A 15515-nucleotide genomic window follows, 5' to 3' on the forward strand; every position below is an offset into this window, starting at 1 on the left:
TTTTGTCTAAAAGTAAGATGGGAGGTAGAGTTTAAGTGAGGAGACGACATGTCATTCCTTTCATTTTTCTTCAAAGATCCTTATACTTGCTTGGAGAAGCATTTCAAGGGAGAATGAAAAGTATGGACATAAAAAAATTACAATACTTTATCGCAGTAGCAGAGGAACTGCATTTTAACCGTGCAGCAGAGAAGCTAAATATGACGCAGCCTCCCTTAAGCCAGCAAATTCAAGCTCTGGAGAATGAGATTGGTGTGAAACTATTAGAACGGAACAAAAGACAAGTTCGTCTCACGTCAGCAGGGGCGGTATTTCTAGAGGAAGCTAAATCCATTCTATCTCAATTGGAACGCTCTATTAAAACAACACAATTAGTCGATCAAGGAATTATCGGACATTTGAACATTGGATTTATAGATTCTGCAGCTGGTGGAGTACTGGTTGATATGTTAAAAATGTTTCGGGAACGTTATCCACAAGTCCAACTCACATTACATGAGATGACGTCTGCTCAGCAGTGGCAGGCTTTACATGAAGGAACGATTCACATTGGATTTGTACGTTATACAGAGTCGGGCAAACATATCGAGCATCGTCCCTTAGTCAATGAATCGCTTATTGCCGTTTTGCCAGAGCAGCATCACCTAGCTCATTTACCGGTGTTATCCATTCGCTCTTTAGCTTTAGAGCCATTTATATCGTTCCCACGTCTTTTAGGAGCTCCTTTTCATGACCTCATTATGAGCTTCTGCGCCCAACACGACATGTATCCGAATGTTGTACAGGAAGCCATTCAGATGTACACCATTGTAAACTTGGTAGCTGCTAATCTTGGAGTTTCCATTGTGCCCTCATCAGTTGCTATTTTTCAGCGTGAAGGTGTCGCATTTCGTCCCTTTGAAGAAAGCACACCATCGATTCCCCTTTATGCCGCTTGGAGAACCGATTGCGATCGTGCCTCCTTATCCGCGTTACTAGAGATCATAGGACAAATGAGTTCAGAAGCTATTAATGGTGAATAATATAATATTCAGCCCGTTTTTCTAGGATCACGTTCAACGAGTCCTTCTAGCACCCTATCGATTTCCAACATCACTTCCCTATCCAGACGAACTCCCGCAGCTTTGGCATTTTCTATAACCTGCTCAGGTTTGGATGCCCCAATAATTGCAGATGAGACTTGTGGATTTTGCAACACCCATGCTATAGCCAACTGCGGAAGCGTCAACCCAACTTCGCTGGCGATGGAAGAGAGATTCGAGACCGCCTCAAGCACCTCAGTCCGAAGCCACTCACCCGCCAATTTATTCATAAATGGTGAGCCCGCAGCTGTTGAAGCACGAGAACCCTCTGGCAATGGTTGACCTGGCATATATTTGCCTGAAAGAATCCCTTGAGCAAGCGGCGACCAGACCACCTGTCCAATCCCTTCCCGCTCACAAGCTTGAACTACCTCCGTCTCCATCACGCGCCATAACATCGAATATTGAGGTTGACTAGCCACTAATGGCACCTTTAATTCTCTCGCCAAAGCAGCACCTTCTGCTATCTGATCCGCCGTCCACTCACTTATCCCAACATAGAGAACCTTACCTTGACGTACCAGATCCGAAAAAGCCAAAAAGGTCTCTTCAAGGGATACTGTTGCGTCAAAGCGATGCGCATAATAGATATCAATATAATCGGTCTGTAATCTGTTCAGTGAAGCATGGCACGCCTCCATAATATGCTTGCGGGACAGACCTCTTGCGTTACGTCCCGTCCCTGTGGGATGGCACACCTTGGTACACAATTCGATATCAGCTCTGTGCACTCCTTTTAATGCTTGGCCCAGCACCGTCTCAGCTTTCGTATCGGAATATACATCTGCAGTATCAAATGTTGTGATCCCTACTTCCAATGCAGCGCGAACACAAGCATGGGCAGTATCATTGTCCACTTGAGCACCATGTGTAATCCAATTACCATAAGCAATCTCACTTAGATGTAAGCCGCTCGTTCCTAATTTACGATAGTTCATTTTATACCCTCCTTTAGATAACAATCTGATTGTAACAAAGAGCTATTAATACGAGAAATACTCTTTAATATGCGGTTTAATTCAAAAAAAATATTACTGAGATCCTTAAAGATAATAAAAAACGCCCTTTAGGCGTTTTTTTCGGTACATATTCTGTTTCGAAACTCTAACTTCGCCTATACTCCGGTGAGTATTAACCTCCAAGCCTTGTTACCGCACCACAACTAACAGTACAATAATTCCGAGCCAAAACAGCCAGCTTACTGGGTGACCGAAATTTAATCCCCAGCCGACTCCGAGCCTTTTCTTGACGATTAGGTTTGGATCTTTGCGATTGAAATAAATCATACCTAATCGCCATTTATCATCGTCATGGACAGGTCTGACATTGGAGCTATCGGCAGATCGCTCCAAGCGGCTTTCGCCCTGACCAGCCCAGAACGTTAAGGCCAAGGCGTATAGGATGACAAGGACTATTATGATTAGGATAATAGGGATAGCGAAACTCATGTTAAGCAGAGATATCATGTTTAGTTGCACGACGGAAAACAGGATAACTATTAAGAAGCTTGCTGTAAGCATAAAATATGACCAAGTACGGCGGTAAGCTGCGTCTTGTCTGATGGAACGGTTAGGATCATTGGGTTGAACCTGCTGCTTTACTCTGCGAATACTCCAATTCTCAAATATGAACAAAAGTGTTATGAACACTTGCATGATCGTAGGCATAAACACAGAACTAAAAGATTTAGCTGCATAGCGGTCTACGTTCCAACTGCTGTTGTAATGGATCGGAATCTGATCAGGAATCAGATCGTAGTTGCGCAGCACAGTTACAATACTAACAACAGTAATTAAAACATGAATGAGGAACCAATTATTAGACAAGCCAATGTTTCTTTTCCGAAATCCAGTGTCCACTGCCATGATCGATGGTTCCAGAGCAATAGGCAGCATAGGTAGTAAACTTTTCATTTTGAAATGATAGCTAATGTTTATGACTAGGGAGATTACGACCATGGCGAGTGAATAAGTGACAATGATCCAACTTTGTTGCTTGGAATGTTCATCACCGTATATTAGACAGAGGATACAAACCATGAATAGGATGGTATGCACGGTAGCACTAATCCTAGCATATGACTTCCGCATCTGGCGCAGAGGCTCACTATGGAATTGTACAGGGCTGACGGTGACCCCAAAACTAATCGTCTCTCTTGTTAAATAAGGCATGCTTACCATGAGTACAATGGTAGGTACAAATACAAAGATCATTACTATAACAGGCATTATCGTCATATCATTCGCCTCCTCTTATACATAAGTGTGTATTTAAAAACTCTATAACCCTTATAGCATAGGCGATTCAGCGCTATGCCTTTTTGCGTATGATGATCCTATTAACTTAGGATAGGTGATCGACTTGAACATAAATTTTATTATAATCGATTTTAGTGACTGTAGGGGTGAAATTAACAATTTATCCAGTTTTTTTGCTACGCAGAGCTACTCATCTGAAAACTGAATTATGGCAAGTACATCTGTTTGAAATTCTGTGTAGGTAAAGGACTCGCCTCGTATCTGCAATGGTGCGGATCACTGCGTCAGAGTATAAATAAGTCCATCCATGCTTAATATAGTACTTGCTCAGGTTTGTTCCATTAACTCATGTATGGTCATATGCAGCACTTCTTTAGCATTTACAAGAATGTACTCCGCTACTTTTTTCTCTGATTCTGGCAATTCATTTAAGTCTAGCTCAATTTGCGAAATCATACTTCCCCGCAATTAAACCCGCTCCAACAAATGCAGGAATCATTGGTATGAAAATATTTCCGATTTTTCGCAAAAAGTTCTTGAACGGTTTATCATTCTTCTTTTTAAGCTGCGCCTTCATTTGTGCACTTTGTGCTTGTAATTGCTCAACCGAAGTCGCTATTTTCCTAATCCTCATTTAGACTATATTGAGCAATCTAAATTTTGTATCACTTCTATGATTCCACACGTTCCATTATTGACGAAATTTTATTTCAACATTAAACTATAAGTTAAGAAATTAAATTTCAAAAAAAACCGTTTTTTTCATTTATTAAATTTATCCCAACATTACGGCGCAGGAGGAAATGAAAGATGACGACGACACCAAACATCATCGTAATGAACCATCCAACTAGAGAGCAACTTGAAAAGATTTACGATATTTTAGATGAATGCTTTTCCGTAGGCCGAGCTTATTTCCAAGAAAGATTAGACCTAGACACCACATATGATCCAGATACAACATGGTTTGCGATGGTTGACGATAAGATTGCATCTAATGTACAAATTTTTCCGTTTCATATTAGAGTCGGTCAAGCGATCTTGAAAACGGGTGCAATGGGGAGTGTCGGTACAGATCTAAATTACCGCGGGCTGGGGCTTGCACACAAAATTCTTCATGCGCAGACCAACTATATGAAAGAAACCGATTATGATATAAGCTTGCTTTTGGCTAGTAAGCATGCGTTTTATGAAAAAGCTGGCTGGAGACTTATTCCCGAGACTGCTTTCGCAATTGAAAAACCAGCAAGTTTGGAGCAGCAGCAAAGCAGTGATGAAATCATTCCTTTTGAAGCCTGTTATCTCGATGATATCCGTTTCATCTATGAACAATTTAATAAGAATCGTACCTACACCGTGATCCGAAGTAAAACGTATTGGAATGATTTATTGACCTGGCCGGAATGGAAGAAAGTTGACTGCTTGCTCCTTCGCAGAAATGGGAAAATCGTCGCTTATGGCATCATTGAAAAGAAAGATACTGAACAAGTATTTATTAATGAATTATTGTATTTGAACGAAGCCGAAAACGGCGTTGAAGCTTTGTTTCATGCCTTATGTCAGCTGCGCCAAAATGCAAAGCAAATATTAGCGATGCTCCCAGAGGACCATAAGCTATATTCCTATTACCAACAGCATCAAGCAAATTCAATTCAAATCAATATGGCGATGTGGAAAATGATCAATCTCAGTTCAACTTTCCATAAGCTTCAGCCTGAATTAGAAGATCGCCTAAACCGTAGCAACATAATTGCAGGCCAGGAGCTGCATATTGCACTTCGCAGCAATGAGGACTGTATCTACTTGGATTATAAGCAAAAGCAGCTTTCTGTTTCGGATGCTAGTAATCATACCAATCCCTATACTTCAATAGAAGTAGATGAACGCGAGCTAATGACTTATATCATGTTCGGCTATAATGAAGCAGGCGCAGCAAAGGACAGTACGGAGGACGCTAACATCCTTCAAGCTCTATTTCCGAAACAACAAGCCGTGTTTTATTTGACCGATAAATTTTAAGCCATTTTTGATTCCTACCATTTTAAAATAAGGGTGTGTCGCAAGTCCAACTGCTCGGACTTATGACACACCCTTATTTTTCCATAGCGATAAAAACTAGTCGTTGTTCATTTTTGATCTTCCTAACAGGACAGCACCGTAGGCTGCATCCTTAATCGGCAAAATCAGCTTTGTTTGCGGGTAGCTCTGTGCGAGCTTTCGCTCCAAGGCTTCTTTCACAAAGCGAGACTTTTGCAGCACACTTCCTGCAATCGCAATCGGACTTTCATATAGCTTAAGCCGTTCAATAACAGGCACAACAAGCTCATATAGATTGGCTGCACATTTCTCCGCTAACGCTAGTGCATGTGCATCGCCCTTCTCGCATGCGGTCGTCATAATCGGTGCGAGCTGCGCAATATCTTTTTTCGTCGTATTTTTATCATAAACAAAACCAATAATCTCTTTCACAGTACTTAAGCCAAGCCGCTCATATACCATCGCTGGGATGACCGTATCGGTTATTCTTCCGTCCTCTACTTGAACTAATGCGGATAATAGATCGCGCCCAATGCTATAACCGCTTCCCTCGTCATCAATCAAATGACCAAAGCCTCCTGTGCGATGCTGCTCTCCTTTTTCATTCATCCCGAAGCAAATCGATCCTGTACCGGCAATGAGAATGATGCCTTGCATCGCATTTTGTGCCCCGTATAATGCGGTTTCTTGATCGCCTGTAATCGTTAATGGCCCGATATAACCGTTATTTCTCACATGCTGCTCCAAAAAATTGATGACCAGCGGATTACTTATTCCTGCCGCACCTATACATATATGGGCAACTTCTTGTAAATTACCGCAGTAGAGCTTCGTTTGACTAAAAATTTCCTCAAAGGAGGCGGCAATAGCATCAGCATCACCACCGTTATAATTAATAGGCCCTACAGTAAAGGTGAATAAAGAGTCTTCCTGGTCATGCGTAATGGTGACAGCTGTTTTCGTGCCACCCCCATCAATTCCAACGATAAATGCCATACCTATGTCCCCTTGTTGTACTTTTTATCTACATCTGTATCGTAATATTGGCGGTGGGTACAACCTCACCATTTAGGATTGGAAGGAGTGATTTGAATGCATCAAGTGTATACTCAAATGCCGCAATTCCGCAGAACTCGCCTTCGATTAACGGTAAATCATACGGGCGACCTAATGTAATGGCCGTTACTTTGCAGCCTGCTGCCAGCAGCTTCTGAACAAGCGCAAGCTGACCTTTGTTTTCACGCGCATTGAACAAGCCGATAACAATATGCTTGTAGCCTTGTACCTTTGGCAGCGCAGCGTTGATTTGCTCCTCGCTCGGGTCAATGTCGATAATCTCATAAGCTGTATTAAAATGCTCCCCCATATATTGCGGAAAGCTAAGAGCTTGATTCAAGCTGCTGGACGCAAGATCGGTGCGGTATGAATAGGAACCCATAAATAACACTTGCTCGTCACCGGTATGAATGGGCTGGAGCTCACCTTTCATGAGGCAGATCGTTTCCGTACGCATTAGCTCATTTGCTCGGCGATGTACATCGCAGCCAACTAGTTCATAATCTAGCTCCTCAATCGTCGCATATTGTGCTTTATAAGCTAAAATTTTTGTAACAGCTGCATCAATCAGCGCTTCATCCAAATCACCGGTGGCTACAGCTTCTTCGATCAAATGAATCGCTTCCTTCACTGTCTCAGGAGTATGACTAATGAATACCAAATCAATACCTGCTTTAACAGCTCCTAACGCTCCTTTTGCCGTACCATAGTATCGTTTGATCGCGTCCATTTCTAAACAATCTGATACAACTAACCCTTTATATCCTAATTTTCCTTTTAATATCTCTGTAATAATGGTATGAGACATAGTTCCGGGCACACCGGATTTTTCAATTTTCGGAAATAAAATATGTGCACTCATAATCGCTTGAGCGCCTTGCTCAATTGCGGCCTTAAACGGCAGCAGCTCAAGCTGCTCTAATTCCTCAAGTGTTTTTTCAATGGTAGGCAAGCCAATATGTGAATCGACATTTGTATCACCATGACCTGGAAAATGCTTAAGTGAGGACATGACGCCTCCATCGAGCAATCCCTTCATCATTTGAATTCCATACTGGGATACTGTTGCAACAGAATCACCATAGGAACGAACATTTATGACTGGATTCAATGCATTATTGTTAACGTCCATAACTGGAGCTAGATTAAAATTAATACCTAATGCTTTCAATTCTCTGGCAGTCATTCTGCCTGCTGCATACGCATTTTCAGGTCGTCCTGAAGAAGCAATTGCCATGGCTCCAGCAACATTGGTCGCGTCTTTAGGCATACGAGTGACTCGACCGCCTTCTTGGTCGATCGTAATAAAGCCCGGGATACCAGTATGTGTCGTGTACCATTGCTGCAGCTCAGTAACAAGCTCGCCTAATTGATATTTATTGTCGATATTATGTGAGAATAAAATAATATTGCCGACTTTATAATGCTCAATAACTTCCTTTAGCTCAGGAGTGATCTCGGTTGAAGGTAAGCCTGTTACGAACATTTGTCCAATCTTTTCGCGCAGGCTCATATGTTCTATTGTTCTCATCAATTATTCACCTTCCTCTAGCGATATAAATGATACTGCTGTGTTATTTCTGCAAATTGCTTGCTTTCCGCTGCAAACTGTTCAAGCAGCTGCTTGGCTTGAATATTGTCCGTACGATACATGTTGTCTCCCCCCAGCAAATCGATAAATGGACGAGAGCCCTCCTTCACAGGAGGCAGGAATGAAAATTGCTCGTACAAATCTCTTATCGTAAATAATAAGGTTACCCCAACTTCTAAAGGCCTCAGCACTTGGAGATCTGTAATGTAAATTTGTACCCCGCCGCATAGCTCGCCACAATGTTTAGATGACGTTGGCTTGAAATGAACTGGACGAAAAAGCACACCCGGGATACCTTTTGCATTCATCTCATCTGCCAATTGCTGCGCTTGAATGAACGGAGCACCAATCATTTCAAACGGGAACGTTGTGCCTCGTCCTTCCGAGCAGTTCGTGCCTTCAAATAAACATGTTCCTGTATATAATAACGCTGTTTCATATCGTGGCATTCCAAGTGAAGGATGAACCCAAGTTAATCCTGTATCCGGGAAGGACATGCTCCGTTCCCAGCCTTCCAAACGAACGACATGCAGCGATGCATTCCAATTCATTTGATCATTTGCCATCGTTGCTACCTCACCTGCTGTTAAGCCGTATCGCACGGCTAGCTCGTAATTTCCAACAAATGATTTGAAGCCGGGCTTCAAGACATTCCCTTCTACCGTTACCCCGTTAAGCGGATTAACACGATCAAGAACAACAAATTCTACACCTGCATTTGCACAATCTTCAAGTGCATACAGCATCGTATAAATAAATGTGTAATAGCGTAAACCAACATCTTGAATATCGTATACAATGATGTCTACTTCATTCAGCATTTCTTTTGTTAAACGCTTGGAGTCTTTACGGTACAAGCTATAGACTGGAACATTCGTAAAAGGATCCATGTAAGTGTCTACTACTGCCCCTGCATCCAAATCTCCGCGAACGCCATGCTCAGGTGAAAACATCGCAGCAAGATTAAAATTTTCATGTAATATAGTAATCGTTGATGCAAAATCCTTCGTAAGACCTGTCGGCGCTGTAATCAATCCTACGCGCTTACCTTCGAACAAATAACGATAATTCGTTATAGAATCAATCCCATTTAACACCATATGAAGCTGCCTCCTAGCTGCTTTTTCGCATAAATGGATAGAACAAGGGAATGTTTCCTGCTATACATAGAAACACTCCCTCTTAGCTAGTTGAATAGTTACCAAAGACTAGACTGCCTAACCTTCACCGTTTCAGCAGGCACCATAAATGCTTCTGCATATGTCTTTCTTGCTTCACAGCCGCGAACAACTGCTAGTGCTTTATAGTAATCCATGTATTTGAAAGATTTGCTATTCGTCACAAACCAATGCTTGCTTAAAGCATCTATCCATAGATCAAATGCCGCTTGATCGAAATCCACATATACGTAAGGGACATAATCAACCGCATCCTCCCAGTTTTCGGAGTAATATAATCTTGCTGCAAAGTGCGCGGGGAGCGCTCGTTCAAAGGATGATAGACTTGCGAAGAAACGGGCATCATTTACGATATGATGCGTTAGCGCATGGTCCTTATGCATACTGTTTTTCCAGTGTGTAATAATAATGTTAGGCTTCACGCGACGAATTACATCACAAACCTCCATACGAATTTCTTGATTGTCAGGCAACTCTCCGTCACAATAATCATCGAATACAATGGCTTCACCACCTAGCATATCCGCAAAAACCTGTGCCTCTTTCACTTTTTGCTGACGATATTCCTTCATATCCTGTCCTGCCGGGACCCCTCGTTCACCCGCAGTTAACGCTAATGTCACAATGCGATCTCCCTTTAAACTATGACTAGCGAGTACGCCACCAGAAGCTAGCTCCACATCACCAACATGCGCTCCAATTGCTAATACTGTGAATTTTTCGCTCATCTTTAAAGTTCCCTCCGCAATATAGAAAATTGTTTTTCAATAGTAAAGCCCGCTTTTTGATAGATTCGAAGAGCCGGATTATTATTTCCAGTGAATAGAGAGATATATTGACAGCCCACATTTTGAAAAGCTTCAACCATTCGGAAAAATAATACACTGCCAAGACCATGACCCTCATGCTCTGGGTGCACTCCGATACCGCAAAAAAATGCTCTTCCATCAGGCTGCGAAATAATTGGACCTGCAAAGCCCACAACCTCGTTGCCGTACACAGCTACTACAAGTGGTGCGCCAACCTTCACATAAGTAACAACATCCTTCTTCCACTGCGGATTTTGCAGGGCAGCAAGCGTTGCTTCAAGCCCTGTATGTAAATCAGGGACATAGGACGTAATGTAATAGTCCTTGCTATTTGCATTGGTTTCCTTATCTATAATATCTTCGGGAACTATAAAGCTTCCGAGTTTTAAATACATGCCGCATTGCGTCGCTCGATCTTCGTAGCCTCTAGCCATTAAAGCTTCATATAATGGCTGATCCTTACTGATGCCCGGGGCATTATTATGCTCATGCTGAGGTGCACTTGGTATACTCCACTTCAGCTTAACAGGGTTGAAAAACAATACATCCGCTTGTCTTTTCCCAAGTTCTTGGAATCTTTTTTCTAAACGCAATAGAAAAGCATCGTAAAGCTCCAGAGAAGCCACATGGTTATCTATAATAACACTCGTAATATAACCCGCCACATCTCCAAGAGGGAGATCGTCACCGCAGCAGCCAGCTGCAAAACCAACAATCCCTTTTTCGTCACAGCCTACCCATATACAGTCAGCGTCAAAATAAGGATGGTCGATGAATGTATCTTGAAACTCTCGCTCTGTAAATGGCTTATAATCATATTTTGTAGCCTCACGATTCCAAAGCTCTACAACTGCAGAGTGATCTTCAATTGAAAAGGGTCTGATTTGCAACATTTAAGCCTCCTGTGAACGTCCAATATAGGGCCAGGAAATTTTGCCCATTACTACTGGCTGTGAAGCTCCAGTTACTAGCGGGATATTGTTGGGTAAGCGCTCCATCGTGTAATACGCTAGCAGAGCAAAAGCAATCGCTTCCTTAGCATCACTATTACCACCGATATCCTCCTGCGTCAGCACCTGCACGTTATGCGGTGCAAATAAGTGCTGTAAATCACGCAAAAGCGTCTTGTTATAGCTTCCACCGCCGCCAATTAGCAATTGCTCAGCCTGATGCTGCGGTGCAATATACCGTTCATAGCTATCGACGATGCTCCAGGCAGTTAAAAACGTAGCTGTTGCAACAACATCTTCTGCTTTCCAGTGATTAACCTTCATCATTTCAATAATTTGTGCCACGTATTGTTGGCCAAACCGTTCTCTGCCCGTCGATTTTGGTAACGGCATCGTATAATATTTATCCTGCTGCATCCATTTCAATAGCTCATCAATCACTTGACCGCCCGCACCAATTTCGCCATTAACATCCATTGTCATTGGTATAAATAATTGCGATACAAGGCCATCAATAATCATATTTCCAGGACCCGTATCAAAAGCAAATACCTCATCCGGTGAGGCATTTACAGGCAAAACAGTCACATTGCCTATTCCGCCAATATTTTGCATCAGAAGTGTTTTCTTTGGATTGTTAAACAATAAGTATTCGGTAAATGGTACTAACGGAGCTCCTTGTCCACCCATTGCCATGTCAGCAACTCGAAAGTCTGATACGCAAGGAATTCCTGTGCGATTGGCGATAACTGCACCATCCCCAATCTGAACGGTACAATGCAGATTATAGCCGCCCATAACATTCTCTTCCGGAGCATGATAGATTGTTTGACCATGCGATCCTACTGCGAATATTTGCGAAGGCGAAAGGCCGCATTTCCCTATAACGGATAATGTGGCTTGGGCGTATAATTCGCCAAGCCACATATTCATTGCGCCAACCTTATCAATCGTAGCGCTAGCGGGATCAAAAAGCTCAAATATGGAGTTTCTAACTTGCACCTCAAAAGGAGTGTTTTCAAAAGCCAGTAATTCAATCTCTACTCCATGCTCTTTTTCGGCTGATGGGAAAAGCTTAACTACTGCTGCATCAATACCATCTACTGATGTACCTGACATCAAGCCAACAAAGTATGTTGCATCCACTTTTGATTGTTTGTCCATTAACCTTTCACCGCTCCAACTGTTACCCCTTCAAGGAAGTATTTTTGTAAACTGAAGAATAAAATAAACATTGGAATTGCTGAAATGGTTGCCCCCGCCATCATCGGTGCAAAGTAAGTTGTATTCGCAAAGCGAAAGTTTTTCAAGCCGACCTGAATGGTTTGCATATCCATCGTATTCGTTACTAGGAACGGCCAGAAAAAGTCATTCCATGCCGCCATGAACGTTAGGATTGCTAGTACTGCCATAATTGTTTTAGATAGAGGCATAATGATATACCAGAAGATTTTAGGCTGGGAACAACCTTCGATTTTAGCAGATTCAATAATTTCACCTGGAATGGAAGACATGAACTGCTTAACCAAGAAGATATTGTATACCGTTACTATGCTCGGCATAATCAACGCAGTGTACGTATTTTGTAATTCAAAAATATTTACGATCAAAATATATAGTGGAACCTGAGTAACTTGAACAGGAATCATCATAGATCCCAGCAAAATAGCGAACAAAATGTTTTTCCCTTTAAATTTCATTTTTGCAAAAGCATATCCAGCAAGAGTAGCAAAAAATACGTTAGATACCGTGATACACGCTGCCACTATAAAAGAGTTCAATAACCAGTCCCATGTATGTGGGCTAAAGTTAAAAAAGAATTTATAAGATTCAAATGAAATCTTCTTTGGTAGGATAGAATAGCTCATTGCACCAGCTTCTACCGGATCACCGAACGAGGAAATGACCATAAAGTATATCGGGAATATGGTAGCTGCGGCGAATAGGATAAGGAACGTAATGTTTGCACCATTACGTATAAACAGATACCCTTTGCTTCTTAAGCTATTGTTGTACAAACCCATAGTATTCTGCTCCTTTTCCTAGTATTCTACATCTTTACCTATAAACTTGAATTGAAGGAATGAGATAAATCCGATAATCGCTGCTAGAACTAATGATTGTGCCGCTGCCTCACCAAACTCAAAATATGTGAACGCATTGTTAAAGATTAACAAACCTACCATTGTTGTTGCATGGTCTGGTCCACCGCCTGTCATAAGATAAGCGTTTTGGAATACTTGGAAGGAACCGATAACACCCGTAACAAGTAGGAATAGCGTTGTTGGCTTAAGGAAAGGGACAACGATAAACCAAAGCTTTTGCAGGAAAGACGCGCCATCAATTTCAGCTGCTTCATAATAGCTGTTATCAATAGCGAGTAATGCGGCTATATAAATAATAATTGCTGTACCATGACTTGATAACCATGACATTAACACAAGTGAGAACATTGCAGTTGCACTGGAACCAAGCCAGTTTTGATTTTCAATACCTAAAAAACTCACGAGCTTATTGGCAATACCTGATTTTAAAGGATCGAAGATCCACAGCCACACAACAGAAAGCGCTACACCAGATGCTACGGCTGGCAAGTAATATAGTGCTTTAAAGATCGTTTGTGTTTTTTTCTTGAAAGGAATAATCAAAATTGAAATTAAAAATGACAGAAGAATATTAAACGGAACAGTTAATAGCGTATATACTAACGTGTTTTTCAGCGCTTTCCAGAAAAGTTCATCTGAAAACGAGTTAACGAAGTTATCCATGCCGACAAAAGTGGATCCTAATGGACCATATTTTTGTAAGCTGATAATAAAAGCATTGATGACTGGATATGCGGTAAATAAAGAAAACGCAATAAGTGCTACTGCGATAAACGCGTATCCCCAACCTGAGTCACTTTCGAGCTTCAATTTTTTTCTTTTAGTCAACGTTTGATTCATTGGGTCGCACCTCTCTTCTAAAAACAGTACAAGCTCTAGCTAATTTAGAAGGAAAGCTGTACGTTCTAGCTACGCACAGCTTTCACATGTCAGCCTACGACAGACTAGTCAACTACAATACCATCTTTACCGAAAGATTTAATTGCAGCTGCTTTAACTGCATCATACATTTCTTGTGGAGCAATCTCATTTGCAAGTAAGGCTTGTAGTTTAGGAATAATAACTTCTGTTTCAATTTTTAATGCTTCAGCAGCCAGATCAGTAGGAATATCTGTACGAGCCGGAAGCGCTTTTGCCATCATAGCTTTACCTGCAGCAACGTTATCTTCGTTACGAGGGAATTTTTCAAGTACTTCTGCATTACGTGCAGATTCAGTAATTGGTGATAAGAACAGCTCATTACTGTAGTTAGCAGCAATTGAACCAGAAGACAAGAAATTCGTTGCTAGGGCAATATTTTTGATGTGCTCTTCAGATGGAGCTTTTTTACCACGAAGTGCGATATAACCATCAACGATTGAAGTAGGGACATAATCGGCACCGTTGAATGTTGGGACTGGAAGTGAAATATAATCAACTTCAATAGAATCTGCAACAGCTGAACCATCGTTCGCTTTAATCTTCTCATTGTTTAGACGAGCAGAGTTTTCAAATGCAGATAAACCTTTACCTGTGATCATCGTTTGGCCCGTTAGGAACATGTTCCACCGTTTGCCAGCATCGATAGAGCTTAGCTCTTTAGGCATAGAACCATCGTTGATCATTTCGCGAATAGATGTAAGTAGCCCCAAGAAGTTTTTGCTTGTATACGTATATTTAAGATCTTTATCGAAGTAATCTGGTAAGCCTGCAGTTTTAGCAAGAATAGCTAGATAGTCTTTAGATGCTACACCAGATGTTGCGAACACGAAACCATAACGAGTAGTTTCACCTTTATCATTTTTCACTACGCCTTTAGAAATTGCATTACGGAACTCTTCATAAGTCCAACCGTTTTGTTGAATGCTTTTCCAATCAATTCCGGCTTCTTCAAGGAATTGTTTGTTACCACCGATAGTGTGGATTTCCATATATGCTGGTAGGCCGTATTGAGCGTCACCTAGTTGGAAATATTTCAATGGAACTTCGTCATAATCGGCCTTGGCTTCATCAGAAAGGGCACCGTTAAGGTCGATTAGTACATTAAGTGCTGCATATTTCGAAATTCCTGAAGCACCGATAAAAGCAATATCTGGAGGAGAACCTGCATTTACTTGAGTATCAAGTTTTTGCGTCATATCTTCCCAGCTCGCTGGTTCGATTTTCAAAGTCAAGTTAGGATGTAGTGTATTAAATTCTTTTTCCATATCAGCAAAACGTGTTTGATAGTTCGCTGATATCGGAGGTAAAAGTGCTGTAATCGTATCCTTTTTAGGCTCAGAACCACCGTTACTAGTTCCTGTATTACCGGAATCTATAGAAGTTGTAGCGTTATTTCCGTTTCCACCGCAAGCCGATAATAGTGATACCATCATGATTCCTGACAAAAACAGAGTTAATCCACGTGATCTTTTTTTCATCGAAAACAGCCTCCTCAATTATTAATAGCATCCATCCTGTTATTCCACTT

14 protein-coding genes are annotated in these 15515 nt (G+C 41.6%); 2 read left to right on the forward strand and 12 right to left on the reverse strand.

Annotation, left to right across the window (positions count from 1 at the left end; translation table 11 throughout):
* Positions 1-122: 122 nt before the first annotated feature.
* Entirely contained in the window at positions 123-1022 is a 900-nt protein-coding gene (locus MKY14_RS10110) for a LysR family transcriptional regulator (RefSeq protein WP_340976401.1), read from the forward strand.
* 8 nt (positions 1023-1030) lie between these two features.
* Here the strand turns inward: MKY14_RS10110 and MKY14_RS10115 are convergent, their stop codons facing one another.
* From MKY14_RS10115 to MKY14_RS10125, 3 genes are all read right to left on the reverse strand, one after another.
* Positions 1031-2020, reverse strand: a complete 990-nt coding sequence (locus tag MKY14_RS10115; protein WP_340976402.1) for an aldo/keto reductase family protein — start codon at positions 2018-2020, stop codon at positions 1031-1033.
* A gap of 210 nt (positions 2021-2230) precedes the next feature.
* A complete protein-coding gene (locus MKY14_RS10120; protein ID WP_340976403.1) occupies positions 2231-3319 on the reverse strand; it encodes a DUF1648 domain-containing protein in 1089 nt (362 codons plus the stop codon).
* Positions 3320-3667: 348 nt separating this feature from the next.
* On the reverse strand, positions 3668-3808 hold the full coding sequence (locus MKY14_RS10125) for a hypothetical protein (RefSeq protein WP_143762392.1): 141 nt from the start codon (positions 3806-3808) through the stop codon (positions 3668-3670).
* Positions 3809-4150: 342 nt separating this feature from the next.
* Here MKY14_RS10125 and MKY14_RS10135 point away from each other — a divergent pair, with 342 nt between their 5' ends.
* Positions 4151-5359 (forward strand): GNAT family N-acetyltransferase, encoded by a 1209-nt coding sequence (locus MKY14_RS10135; RefSeq protein WP_340010565.1) that lies wholly within the window; start codon positions 4151-4153, stop codon positions 5357-5359.
* A 96-nt stretch (positions 5360-5455) separates the two neighbouring features.
* Here the strand turns inward: MKY14_RS10135 and MKY14_RS10140 are convergent, their stop codons facing one another.
* The 9 genes from MKY14_RS10140 to MKY14_RS10180 form a co-directional block, all read right to left on the reverse strand.
* Positions 5456-6373: an N-acetylglucosamine kinase gene (locus MKY14_RS10140; RefSeq protein WP_076220044.1), complete on the reverse strand. Its 918-nt coding sequence runs from the start codon at positions 6371-6373 to the stop codon at positions 5456-5458.
* Positions 6374-6401: 28 nt separating this feature from the next.
* Entirely contained in the window at positions 6402-7964 is a 1563-nt protein-coding gene (locus MKY14_RS10145; RefSeq protein WP_340976404.1) for a glycoside hydrolase family 3 protein, read from the reverse strand.
* A gap of 17 nt (positions 7965-7981) precedes the next feature.
* On the reverse strand, positions 7982-9124 hold the full coding sequence (locus tag MKY14_RS10150) for an exo-beta-N-acetylmuramidase NamZ family protein (RefSeq protein WP_340976405.1): 1143 nt from the start codon (positions 9122-9124) through the stop codon (positions 7982-7984).
* Positions 9125-9222: 98 nt separating this feature from the next.
* Positions 9223-9930 (reverse strand): PIG-L deacetylase family protein, encoded by a 708-nt coding sequence (locus MKY14_RS10155; RefSeq protein WP_076106428.1) that lies wholly within the window; start codon positions 9928-9930, stop codon positions 9223-9225.
* 2 nt (positions 9931-9932) lie between these two features.
* Positions 9933-10904, reverse strand: a complete 972-nt coding sequence (locus tag MKY14_RS10160; RefSeq protein WP_076278680.1) for a GNAT family N-acetyltransferase — start codon at positions 10902-10904, stop codon at positions 9933-9935.
* The gene (locus MKY14_RS10165; protein ID WP_076278681.1) at positions 10905-12125 is read right to left on the reverse strand and encodes an anhydro-N-acetylmuramic acid kinase; all 1221 of its coding nucleotides are present in this window, start codon (positions 12123-12125) and stop codon (positions 10905-10907) included.
* Positions 12125-12985 carry a carbohydrate ABC transporter permease gene (locus MKY14_RS10170; RefSeq protein ID WP_340976406.1) on the reverse strand — a complete coding sequence of 287 codons (861 nt, stop codon included), beginning with the start codon at positions 12983-12985 and terminating at the stop codon, positions 12125-12127. The genes MKY14_RS10165 and MKY14_RS10170 overlap by 1 nt, the downstream gene beginning before the upstream one ends.
* An 18-nt stretch (positions 12986-13003) precedes the next feature.
* Positions 13004-13906, reverse strand: a complete 903-nt coding sequence (locus MKY14_RS10175) for a carbohydrate ABC transporter permease (protein ID WP_060622964.1) — start codon at positions 13904-13906, stop codon at positions 13004-13006.
* Positions 13907-14010: 104 nt separating this feature from the next.
* Positions 14011-15465 carry an ABC transporter substrate-binding protein gene (locus tag MKY14_RS10180; protein ID WP_340976407.1) on the reverse strand — a complete coding sequence of 485 codons (1455 nt, stop codon included), beginning with the start codon at positions 15463-15465 and terminating at the stop codon, positions 14011-14013.
* Positions 15466-15515: the final 50 nt, after the last annotated feature.

Source organism: Paenibacillus sp. FSL R5-0887 (genome assembly GCF_038002305.1).
In the GTDB taxonomy this organism is placed as follows: Bacteria; Bacillota; Bacilli; order Paenibacillales; family Paenibacillaceae; genus Paenibacillus_AQ; species Paenibacillus_AQ odorifer.